This is a genomic window from Bartonella sp. AP57NXGY, from assembly GCF_042195805.1.
Classification (GTDB): Bacteria; Pseudomonadota; Alphaproteobacteria; order Rhizobiales; family Rhizobiaceae; genus Bartonella.
Genome location: NZ_JBHIOZ010000022.1, coordinates 1 through 12,008, shown reverse-complemented (window position 1 = coordinate 12,008; position 12,008 = coordinate 1). Strand labels below are relative to the sequence as shown.

Genomic DNA, 12,008 nt, shown 5'->3' with positions numbered 1-12,008 from the left:
AAATGAATGTATAAAAATTTCACCCAACAATAAGCCGTTTGTGTAACTTGTAACGAGACTATCGGTCACAGAATACACAATATTGCAACAGCCCTCACATTTAAAAGGATTTATACAGAGAATTTTTATTCTTGTTCTTCAATCATTGTTTATCCACATAAACCCTCACTTGTATGCCAACCCAGTTTGTGATGTGCAAGAGAGGTGTTTTTTATGATTAAACATCTATAAATTTGAAGTGAGAAAGTCTTCCGATATTGAGGACTCTCTTCAAATTGAAAAAAATGAATTATGATGATAAATCAATTTATTATCTACGAAAAGAAACATATGAAAGCGGTCAGCAGTTGAAACCCGCTAAACGAGAGTCTGAACCGTTTACAAAAGAAGAGGTGGTTAAGGATCTTCGTCTTTTAGGATAGGGAAAAGTGCAGCATATTTACACATTTGATAAAAAGACCCTTATCAAAACTTTATTCGAATCTATTAACGGACTCATAAAGATCATTGATTCGAGAGGTTAGAATGTGATCTCTCCATTTTCCAGAAATCATCAAATAGTCTTTGGCATAGCCTTCTTTTTCAAAATGAAGGCGTTTTAATAAACGTTCGCTTTTTATGTTCTCAGGTCTATAATTTGCCATCACTCTATGCAGATGATAAACATGAAAGATATGGCGTATTAGAGCCGATAAACTCTCAAACATGAGACCTTTGCCTTGTTGTTTTTCATCAAGAGAAAAACCAAGATGACAGGCTTGAAAAACACCCCGAACCACATTTGTAAAATTCACAACACCGATGACTGTGTTTTCATTTTTTAATCGTACAGCATATCGGTATGCTTGTCCCTGTGCGCTTTCATAAGCAAATGCATTGGCTCGTGTTTCCCAAGCTGTTAGGCTGTGGTAACCATCAGATCTAACAGGTTCAAAAGGACGCAGATGATTCGCATTACGGAGGAAATAAGAAGACAGTTCAGCTGCATCTTCTAAACCGATCAATGTGGAAATTGTTCGCTTTGTTTTAATTGCCATCATTTTCTCCTCCTAGACAATGTCACAATAACACGTTGATTTATCTTAACAAATCATCATTTTTAAACTCAAATCATAATGTCGAATACAGTAAGCTTTTCTCATCACAACACTTCTTACGTTAGAATCAATGAGGATCTTTTGCTTTTCCGTCATAAGTGGGGGTGGTATGTTTAAAGCATAAGGTAAAGACAGGGGAATATTTCTTATGAATGCTCTCAAGTTCTAAGGGGCGCTGTAGCAACATTGGGGACTGGCAAAGTATGCAAGGGAATTGGCGTACTTCCATATACGAAATTCTGAAAAAACTTACGGCAAAGATAGTTTTGTTTCTTTGCCTTGTAAGCTCAGAGCATGCTTGTTTTGCGCTACCATATCACTGCTCCCCCGTATACAAATCCCAATGACCATCGCCTTGAGATGCTATATGTTACAGTGCGATCTAAAAAGTCTCTGTCATAACTCGTCAACAACACTGTTCCCGCTAAATCAGCCACAAACTCTTGTAACAAATTAAAGAAAAGCGATGATGCAATACGAATTAAAATGTTTAGATATTAATATCTGAAACATTACCGTGAACGCGCTTCCATTTCTTCGCGTAAAATTTCAAGTTCTAACCATTCTTCTTCTTTTTGTGTGCAAGTATTTTTCTTTTTTGCCAACGTTGTTGATAAACGTTCAAAACGCTCTTTATCACTGCGATAAAGGGCTGGATCAGAGAGTTCTTGCTCAATTTTTTTGATTTCGTCCTGTAAAACAGCAATTTCTTCAGGCAATTTTTCCAATGCATAAACCTGCTTATAAGACAATTTACCTCGTGTTTTTTTCTCCCGCCCTATCAAGCGATCATCTGTTGATGTGTCCTGTTTTGAAAGCTCTCCCGCATGAGATTTTGAAGGTGCTTTACGTTGCGATAATTCTGTTTTTTTGCGTTGTAAACGAAGAGCATGCTGGTTTTGCGCCATCATATCACTATAGCCGCCCGCATACAAAACCCAATGACCATCACCTTGAGGTGCCAACATATGCGTTACAGTACGATCTAAAAAGTCTCTGTCATGGCTGACCAACAATACTGTCCCCGCAAAATCAGCAATAAATTCTTGCAACAAATCCAAAGTTTCCATATCCAAATCATTGGTCGGTTCATCAAGAATCAAAAAGTTTGCAGGACGAGAAAGAAGTCGTGCAAGCATGAGGCGTGCTCTTTCTCCCCCAGAAAATTCTTTAAGGGGAGTGCGTGCTTGTTCCGGTGAAAATAAAAAGTCTTTCATATAAGAAACCACATGCCGCTCCAACCCATTGATCACAAGAGTATCACCTCTTCCCCCCGTTAAATAATGCGCTAAAGTTTCTTCTTCATTTAAAATACGTTGCTGATCAAGCAATGCCATAGAGAGGTTATAGCCATGCCTCACCGTTCCACTATCCACGGCTTCTTGCCCAATTAATGCAGAAAGGAGCGTTGTCTTTCCGATTCCATTGGGTCCTACCAAACCGATTCGATCACCCCGCTGAATGCGCAAAGAGAAATCTTTCACGATAATGCGATCACCATAGGATTTTGAAATTTTCTTTGCTTCAAGCACCAATTGCCCAGAATCATGACTTTTTGCTGCTGTCAAAAGTGCATTTCCTGGCTGCCCTTTATAGGTTTGATGACGCTGTCTTAAGTCTTTTAATTCGCCTAAGCGCCGTACATTACGCTTACGCCGTGCGCTCACGCCATAACGCAACCATTGCTCTTCACGAGCAATTTGGCGCCCCAATTTATGCTGTTCGATGGCTTCTTCTTCCAGTGCTTTATCACGCCAATTTTCAAACTCAGAAAAACGCTTTTCCAGTCTTTTGGTTGTGCCACGATCAAGCCATACCGTTGACCGCGTAACATTTTCTAAAAATCGCCGATCATGGGAAATCACCACAATCGCTGAACGCAAAGAAGCCAAAACAGCTTCCAGCCATTCAATGGTTGGTAAATCAAGATGATTGGTTGGTTCATCTAAGAACAAAATATCGGGTTTTGCAGCAATGGCCCGTAACAATGAAACACGCCGCTTTTCGCCTCCCGAAAGCGTTTCCAATTTTTCCGTCCCAGAAAACCCTAAATTTGTGCGAAGCGTATTAATCCACTGAACATCAGATATATCATCCAGCCCCGCTTCCATATAAGCATTAATATCTTCAAATCCTGAACAATCCGGATTTTGTGAGACATAACGGAGCGTTACTCGCGGGTGGCGAAAAATTTCGCCACCATGAGGTTCTAATATTCCTGCGGCAATTTTTAATAAGGTTGATTTTCCACAACCATTACGGCCAACCAACGCAATACGCGCCCCCTGCTCAACCGATAAAGAAGCTTGATTGAGCAAAGGCGTTTTTCCAAAATTTAAGAAAATGCGGTCAAGCCGCAGAAGCGGCACCGCCATTAACGAACGCGGCGCGGACAAGGTGCTTGATACATCACCCCTCTTGCATCACGGTAAGCACACAATTGCCGTACAGGAACTCTTTGTCTACAAGGTGCTTGGTAAACATGCCCTCTACGACCACGATACGTGCACAATTGTGATGCCTGTCTTTGTTGTTTTCTTTGATTTGCAGCTGCACCTGTTACTGTTCCAGCCAAAGCACCAAATGCTGCACCGGTAAGTGCTGCTCCAGGCGTACTTCCAGCAATAGCAGTTCCAGCCAAAGCACCGATTGCTGCTCCTCCTACGCCGTAACGTGCAACGCGTTCATCATTTGTAGTACAAGCGACTGAACTGAAACCAATGGCTGCAACAACGGCCACTTTAAAAATTGATTTTAACATATCAAAACCTTTCCTTCTCAAGATCAATACATATATCGTTTATGTCGGCACTTCATCACTAGGCCCCCCCCTGCCTTATTCAAAATATATTGGAAGAGCTTTATGGAATAGGTACAGACACTAGCAATATAGCTTTTCCAGAACCTAAATGGCAAGAAAAGGTTCCACAAATACGGTTAGAAAGTGTTAAAGAAGAGCCAAATGACACATTTTTGTCACAAATTGGCCATTTTACTCCCTTAAGCGTTAAACCTTTTAAATCAGAAAAACCGATAAGACTAAACAAACACCCTTTAGGCAAATCATATGAACAAGGCTTTGGCAAAACCGGCCAACCTTCTTCCAAACCGCTTGTCAACAACACTGAAATACCCCTTTCAGCCATCATCAACGCTTGCGTCATATGAGAAAGGCTATGATCACTTCGCTCCCCTCCCAAAGCACCGCATAAAATAAGCTTTTTAGCACCCTTTTGCAGCGCTCTTTCACATGCCAGAGCACTATCTGTCATATCTTTATCAGAGGGAAAAACTTCACGCGGAACATGATTATATTGGCGGATTAAATTCTCATCTGATGAATCAAAATCTCCTAACCACAACTCAGGCGTTACATTAAGCGTTGCCGCATGACGCATACCACCATCCGCAGCAATCACCCGACTGTTTTGAATTTGATTAAGCAAACGATCAGTGATATGAACATCCCCATTTAATAATATCGTAAATGTTGTCATGCCATACTTTGCCTTTCACAAAATTTTCTTTACAGTGCATCTTTTTATAAGTGAGAGTTATTTTTTATAAACAAAAAGCATGATATAGCCAAACGAATCCTTATCCCTAATGCCTTTCTTAAAGAAACATACGATACAAAGATACAAATGCAATTTGCCAAATTACTCCGCAGAAATAATGTGCACCATGGTCCAACGCACCCCATTTTTCACCGCAATTTTCTTTTTCGCTCTTGCCTGTATAAAGCAACTTTCATAAGTCTAACGTTTCTCCTTTCGGCTTGTCATACACCACTTTCTCAAAATGATAGGCTTTCTTCCACTTCTTCTAAAACGATCAAACGTACCAACAACCACAATATCTATGTCACATTAAGCGCTCTGCAACACCCACGTATTTTGCAAATGTATGGTGGCGCTTATCATGATGCAAAACTTGAACACCTTTTAGCAAAGATTGTCCGTAAACTAGCAGTTGCATCCCATAGTTCTCATCAAAACTATTCTGTAACAATTTTAAACTCAGAAACTATCAATGCTTTTGCGCTCCCCAACGGCTCGATCTACATCACTCGTGGTATGCTGGCATTAGCCAATGATTCTTCAGAAGTTGCAGCCATTTTAGCCCATGAGATAGCACATATCAGAGCCAATCATGGCATTTTACGCCTGCAAAAAGAAGCCCAATTAAAGATGACCAATCACATGTCTTCACGTCTTCTTTCTTCTATTGGCAAAAAACTTCATAACCCTATGCAAAACAAGCAACAACTCGCGCAATTTTCCCGCAATCAAGAGCTGGAAGCTGACTCCCTTGCGCTCGAAATGCTCCAACAATCAGGATATGATCCTTTTGCTTCACCACGCTTTCTTCAAACAATGGAAGCCTATAGTGCTTTTCGTAATATCTCTGGCACCCAAAATGCCTCTCTAGATTTTTTAGCCTCCCACCCAACTACCCCTCAACGCATTCGGCTTGCGATAGAAAAAGCGCGTAAAATCAGTAAAGGGAATAGTAAAATATCCGATCATGATTCTTTTCTCAAAAGCATTGATGGCATAATTTTTGGAGGAGGCTTTTATACAGGTTTTGTACGAGGCAACCAATTTATTCACCCACAATTGCGCATAGCTTTTTCTGTTCCAAACAATTTTACAATAGAACATTCAGCACACACTGTTTGGGCCAGTGGACCAGATAAAATTGCGATTCGTTTTGATGCTATTCCACATCCTGCTGAAATATCTGCGAGTGATTATTTGAAAAGCGGCTGGATTATCGGTCTAGATCAATCATCTATCCGCCCCATCACAATTCAAGGGCTCCCCAATCAAGAATTTATGCGCCAAGAATCCCAAAGCCAAAGTTTACTTGGAGCGCGGGCCTATGCTACCAATGATCAATGGCAATTTGATGTGGTTGTCATTCCATTCAACAACCACATCTTTCGTTTTTTGACGGCCGCTCCATATAATTCTCGAAATTTTGCAGAGGTTGCCCAAAAAACGCTACAAAGCTTTCATTCTCTTTCATCTTCACAGTTAAAAAAATTGCAGCCCTTAAAAATCCGTGTTGTCCGTGTTAAACAAGGAGAAACCGTTGCCAATCTTGCAGATAAAATGCAATACACACCATATAAAGAAAAACTCTTTCGCATCCTCAACGCCCTCTCACCAACGCAAACTTTACCCGCAGGTACAAAAGTGAAAATTATTACAGAATAAGCCTTTCTTCTCATCCGTTACAGTTTTGATTCTTTTCTGCCTGTATCACGCCCTCCCCCTTAAAGCATATTCGAAAATAAAGAGGAACACTTTAAAATCCAACTTCATCATGCCTTTATAGGTCTCCGTTTGATATATATATATATATTTCCTCCAACTAACAGCCCCCTATCTTCCTCTGTTTATCAGTAGCGCCCCCAAGGAGGCATATTCCTAAACAAATATGAACACCCCCTAAAACTGACTTTATCATATTCTCATATGCCCCCACTTAATACATTCTCTTCCCCCCCCAAAGCCTTTCACTGCTTATATATCGTAAGCGTCTTCTGAATGAACCGTAAGGAGAGCAGAGCGCAATTTTTGCAAAGCCCTAGCTTCAATTTGACGCACGCGCTCTTTCGAGATTCCTAACTTTTCACCTAAAACTTCGAGAGTCGCCCCCTCTTCATTTAAGCGACGAAAGCGAATAATTTCCAACTCCCGTTCGTTGAGAATTTGCAACGCATCGTAAAGCCATTGTGTACGCCGTTGACCATCAATGACTTGCTCAATTAAAGCATCAGGAAGAGGACTCTCATCCACCAAAACATCCATCTTAGCAATGGGATTATCACTGTTCTCAGAAACAGAAACACTCAAGGAATTATCAGAACTGGAAAAACGAAAATCCATCGTTTCAACATCGCGCACGGAAACACCGAGTTTTTCAGCGATTGTGCGAAAAATATCCTGTTTTGACAAAGCACTATCATCTTGTATCAGTTTTGCACGCAAACGCCGAAGATTAAAGAAAAGTGCTTTTTGCGAAGAACTCGTTCCCCCTCGAACGATTGACCAATTTCGCAAAATATAATCTTGAATAGAAGCGCGGATCCACCACGTTGCATATGTTGAAAAACGCACTTCCCGATCAGGTTCAAAACGTGCAGCTGCTTCCAATAGTCCCACATACCCTTCTTGTACCAAATCCCCCAATGGCATTTTGAAACGTTTAAAGCGATTAGCAATAGCAATCACTAAACGCATATGAGCCGCTGCAATTTGATGCATGGCATCATCATCACGTTTGTCTTTCCACCGCAGAGCCAAATCATGCTCTTTTTGTCGTTCAAGATAAGGTGCTTGCATAGCAGAACGCATCATATTACGTCCTAAGCTTTTGTCTGCATCGCTATAATTTTTGCTGCTTTTATAAACAGCATTTGAAAGATTACCCATAATAACCCCTTGCGATTAAAATTATCAAAATTGATTTGGCAACGACATCATTGTTCTTCGCTTAAAAAGAACGCAAAAGTTGTTAACTTCTGTGACCACTACTTTAACGTGTAATTTTATAATCGCAATTGTTTTTTTTACTGTCATGGTAAAACTTCTTGACATAAGACACAATTTCACCTGCAAAATGCCTTTACAATATGCCTTTTAGCCTATGAAATATTTGAAAAAACTTTCTCTTCACTTTTCATGACAAAACAGCAAAAAAATAAAGTGATCATGCAAAAGAAATGCCGTTTTTTGATAACCGGTTCCGTTTCCTTTTAAATTGAAGAATTTATTTATGCTTTTAGCTTTACAATACAACTAATAAGTGTAATTTGCAAATATAAAGCATCCAAACTGAATGAAAACTGAATGAAAAAAGAATCATTCAAGTTTTAAAGGCGCAAAGAAACAGCAAAAAATGACAAGAGTGATTGAAGCAAACGCAACAAACGTGTTAAAGAAAGAGCACCATTATGAAATTGTCGCAAAAAGCTTTTGACCAGTGTCACACTGAGAAAGAAAATGATCATGGATAGCAAGATTGTTCAACAGAATGAGATTCTTCAAGATGATATTCTCATTGAAAAACACGGAAGGGGTAAATTTGAAGGTTTTCGTTTTTATGCCAACAAAAACAGTACCGATCAAATAGCTGAGAAGCAAATTTCAACAGAGAATGAGAATTTGATTCTTGCTTTTTCCAAACGCGCGACACGTTTTTGTGCTTCTGCAAATGGAGATTTTACCCTCAGTTCTGATGGAATTGTGCGCTGGATTGGTCAACCCGTAGGACAACTTGTAGCAACAGAAGATTTTTTTAAACCAAAACTGATTGTTTTAGCAGATGAACAACTCACGGGAGAATCCCGCAATAACGTTGTGAAACGATTAGAACGCTTTGTCACCTTTCATTTTGAAACGACTTTAAAACCCCTGTTTGATTTGCGCAATGCTGATAATTTAACGGATTCAACAAACAGTCTTGCTTTACAACTTTTTAACTCTTTAGGGATTTTACCACGCCGCGAAGTCTTAGACATTGTCAAAAACCTTGCGCAAGAATCACGTGCCGTTCTTCGGCGTCTAGGCGTGCGTTTTGGCGCTTTTCATATCTATGTTGCCGGAATGCTTAAACCTGCTCCGGTTCAAGCCATTACTCTCCTGTGGAATCTTCAAAATGCGGGACAAGATCAAACTGGTTTGGGTGAAGTTTTTTCAGCATTATCTGCTGGTCGAACCTCTTTAATTGTTGACCCTACCTATAACCGCCAATTTTATCAATTAGCCGGCTACCGAATCTTAGGACAACGTGCTGTACGGATTGATATTTTAGAACGTCTTGCCAATCTCATCCGTCCCGCACTTCATTGGAAACAAGGAAGTGATCCTAAACCCGATGGAGCCTATGATGGCAAAAGTTTTTTTGTTACACCAGCCATGATGTCCATTCTTGGGGCCAATGGAAACGATATGGAAGAAATCCTCAAAGGACTTGGTTATCAATCGTACAGCATAAGCAATACTGTTTTTGAACAAAATCTCTTTGCACACCAAGCCTCTTCCCCTGTCAATAGGGCAATGCAAGATGTTCCTGCAGCAGAATGCGTTGGAAGTCAATGGCAAACAGTAAGCGATTTAGAAACAACACGAGAAGAAAAAAATACCTCATTCCCAAACACTTCATCCTCTGGTATTGAAAAACATCTCCATAAAACCAATCGTTTACCAGCAGCTGAACCTGTTGGGAATTTTGCCAAATCCCCTCGCTCTACAGAAGAAGATAAAGTTATTTTGTTATGGCATTATAAGCATCAATTTCCCCACCATGCACAAAAAAAACGTGATAAATTAGGAAATAAGTGGCAAAATAAATCGAAGAACGCTGTAAAAAAAGCGGAATACAAAAATGAAAATTCCCCTCAAGAAGCACCATCACAAGCAAAACGCTCTCATAAGTTCCACAAATCCCAAGGGAAACATGCAAATCATAAGCCCTTTCAAAAAGAAAAGCGCCTTAATCCTGATTCACCTTTTGCGAAACTAGCTGTACTACGCGATCAACTCACCAATCATAAAAACACGCACACACTTTCCTCTAAAGAGAATTAAAGTAACAAATGGAGTTTGATCTTGACCCACGTAGTAACCGACAACTGCATTCACTGCAAATATACGGATTGCGTTGAAGTCTGCCCAGTTGATTGTTTTTATGAAGGGGAAAATATGCTTGTTATTCACCCCGATGAATGCATCGATTGTGGTGTTTGCGTGCCAGAATGCCCAGCAGAAGCGATTTTACCTGATACAGAACCAGGATTAGAAAAGTGGTTAGAACTCAATCTTCATTATGCAAACAAATGGCCTAATCTAACCACCAAAAAAGATCCTCTTCCTCAAGCAAAAGAAATGGATGGTGTTCCAAATAAATTAGAAAAGTATTTTTCAGAAAATCCAGGAAGTGGCGAAGAGTAATGATAAAGTGTACACTCTCCTCCTTCAACGATTGAAAGACTTCTCTTGTAAAAATAAAAAATCCTTAAGCGAAATGATTGATTCTTTTAAATTTTGATGTTAGTGTTATTTTAACATGATCATCTTTCTAAGTATTTTTCTTTGCTTGTTATAGTAAAGCGGTGTATTTTTTTTTGATTTAAAAGTACTCGGCTTTTATGCTCACTTAATTGGTACAATATACTTGGTTAAAGAAAACTCAACCCTCAGGTTTATAACCTGTTTTCCGATACATTTGTTGATCATAAGGGAGTAAACTAAAATATGGCATCCCAACATGGAACGTCTTCCAAGACCAAAGAATTTGCAACCTCTGAATATATCGTCTACCCTACGCATGGAGTAGGACAAATTATAGCGATTGAAGATCAAGAAGTTGCAGGACATAAATTAAAACTTTTTGTCATTCATTTCGCGAAAGATAAGATGGATGTCAAAGTCCCCATTGCAAAAGCCCTTTCCGTTGGAATGCGTAAATTATCTGCTAGTGATTCTGTCGAACGTGCCTTAAAAGTTTTACGTGGAAAAGCACGCGTTAAACGGACCATGTGGTCACGTCGTGCACAAGAATATGATGCTAAAATCAACTCAGGAGATCTTATTTGTATCGCCGAAGTGGTCCGTGATCTTTTCCGCTCTAATCTACAGCCTGAACAATCTTACTCTGAGCGCCAACTTTATACAGCTGCTCTTGAAAGAATGGCCCGTGAAATTGCGGTTATCAATAGTCTTTCTGAAACAGAAGCTATCAATCTCATAGAGATGCATCTCTCCAACAAGCCGGAACGCGAGTTTAAAACTGAGAGAGAAGAAACAGATGAAAACAGTAAAGCTGTCTACGCTGCATAATACACTCTTTCATCATAATGATGATATTTCGATAAAACCAGCGAAAAGCTGGTTTTATTTTTTAACATCCTCTCTGCCCTTAAGGACAAAGTTTCTTAACCAGCGCCAATCTATAAACAATCTAACTTTTCGACAAATTCCTCTTCCTCATTTTCTTTCTTCATAGATAACAAACTGATTAATCATCATAATCTAGCATTATTCATATTAAATTAGAATCTTGAATATGGTAAGATTACTCATTTCAAATTGCTCTCATGTTGAATTAATCAAATCACTTGCTTGTCAATCACAAGCGGAGCTGATCTGTGGGTAAAAACTGTACAAAAAGAGCGAGACACTGTCTCAAGCACCAAAGGATATACCAACATTGGAATCTGGCAAGATGTGTAAGGCTGCAGGCTTGCTTTTTTATTAAGCGTAAAGATCATAGTGCCGTTTATACACTACACCGAAACTTTACCATTTACCCCCTTCTACAAAACCATTGGAACATTCAAAAACACCGTCATAAAATGGATGCCACAAATATTGAAAAATATTCCTTTTAAAAAAAGCGTGACAGTACAACATAAGCATATTTTGTCTTGGGCACTCTATTTTGCATGAGAAGCATTCCCCCCATTAAAAAACGCGATAAAAAAAGCATGAACTAAAACCATCATCTCCATTCTGTAAAAGGCATTCCAAATACTTTTGAAAGCTGTAAAATTAACTTAAAAAATAACAATAAAAATGAACGTTAGCATTGCCCCTTTCAATTTCATATTTTTCCAAAATGAGGTTTCTTATTTCAGAGATTACGAAATATATGCAATATTCTTACTCCAATCGGACACAAAAAATCTAGAACGATTCATAGAACTCTTAAAAGTCTCAATCTCTATTTTAAACAGACCGCTAAAGATTGGATATTCTCAGCAGGAATTGTCCAGTTATCATCTTCAATCTGATCTTCACGAATATGACGCAAAGGATTAGTACGAACGCCTGTCAGGATAAGCAAACGCAAAGCCAGTCGTGTTATGTTTTGTGTTTTACAGAGTAACTGATAAAAGGC

Annotated in this window: 9 protein-coding genes; 4 read left to right on the top strand and 5 right to left on the bottom strand. The window is 39.3% G+C overall.

What is annotated here, in order from left to right:
• Positions 1 to 473: 473 nt before the first annotated feature.
• From rimJ to ACFIL8_RS04150, 4 genes are all read right to left on the bottom strand, one after another.
• A complete protein-coding gene (gene rimJ / locus ACFIL8_RS04165) occupies positions 474 to 1,037 on the bottom strand; it encodes a ribosomal protein S5-alanine N-acetyltransferase (protein WP_375628687.1) in 564 nt (187 codons plus the stop codon).
• A 572-nt stretch (positions 1,038 to 1,609) separates the two neighbouring features.
• Positions 1,610 to 3,472 carry an ABC-F family ATP-binding cassette domain-containing protein gene (locus ACFIL8_RS04160; protein WP_375668281.1) on the bottom strand — a complete coding sequence of 621 codons (1,863 nt, stop codon included), beginning with the start codon at positions 3,470 to 3,472 and terminating at the stop codon, positions 1,610 to 1,612.
• Positions 3,472 to 3,858 (bottom strand): hypothetical protein, encoded by a 387-nt coding sequence (locus ACFIL8_RS04155; protein WP_375645924.1) that lies wholly within the window; start codon positions 3,856 to 3,858, stop codon positions 3,472 to 3,474. Before ACFIL8_RS04155 ends, ACFIL8_RS04160 begins: the two co-directional genes overlap by 1 nt.
• A 100-nt stretch (positions 3,859 to 3,958) precedes the next feature.
• Positions 3,959 to 4,594 (bottom strand): thiamine diphosphokinase, encoded by a 636-nt coding sequence (locus ACFIL8_RS04150; RefSeq protein ID WP_375613185.1) that lies wholly within the window; start codon positions 4,592 to 4,594, stop codon positions 3,959 to 3,961.
• 147 nt (positions 4,595 to 4,741) lie between these two features.
• Here ACFIL8_RS04150 and ACFIL8_RS04145 point away from each other — a divergent pair, with 147 nt between their 5' ends.
• The gene (locus tag ACFIL8_RS04145; protein ID WP_375674804.1) at positions 4,742 to 6,319 is read left to right on the top strand and encodes a M48 family metalloprotease; all 1,578 of its coding nucleotides are present in this window, start codon (positions 4,742 to 4,744) and stop codon (positions 6,317 to 6,319) included.
• A gap of 309 nt (positions 6,320 to 6,628) precedes the next feature.
• Here the strand turns inward: ACFIL8_RS04145 and ACFIL8_RS04140 are convergent, their stop codons facing one another.
• Positions 6,629 to 7,540 (bottom strand): RNA polymerase factor sigma-32, encoded by a 912-nt coding sequence (locus ACFIL8_RS04140; protein WP_375628693.1) that lies wholly within the window; start codon positions 7,538 to 7,540, stop codon positions 6,629 to 6,631.
• 576 nt (positions 7,541 to 8,116) lie between these two features.
• On the opposite strand from ACFIL8_RS04140, the gene ACFIL8_RS04135 reads away from it, so the two are divergent.
• The 3 genes from ACFIL8_RS04135 (at position 8,117) to ACFIL8_RS04125 (ending at position 10,948) form a co-directional block, all read left to right on the top strand.
• Positions 8,117 to 9,697, top strand: coding sequence for a hypothetical protein (locus tag ACFIL8_RS04135; RefSeq protein ID WP_375613182.1), 1,581 nt, complete (start codon positions 8,117 to 8,119; stop codon positions 9,695 to 9,697).
• Positions 9,698 to 9,718: 21 nt separating this feature from the next.
• Positions 9,719 to 10,060, top strand: coding sequence for a ferredoxin FdxA (gene fdxA / locus ACFIL8_RS04130; RefSeq protein WP_015856977.1), 342 nt, complete (start codon positions 9,719 to 9,721; stop codon positions 10,058 to 10,060).
• 303 nt (positions 10,061 to 10,363) lie between these two features.
• Positions 10,364 to 10,948 carry a CarD family transcriptional regulator gene (locus ACFIL8_RS04125; protein ID WP_273790499.1) on the top strand — a complete coding sequence of 195 codons (585 nt, stop codon included), beginning with the start codon at positions 10,364 to 10,366 and terminating at the stop codon, positions 10,946 to 10,948.
• Positions 10,949 to 12,008: the final 1,060 nt, after the last annotated feature.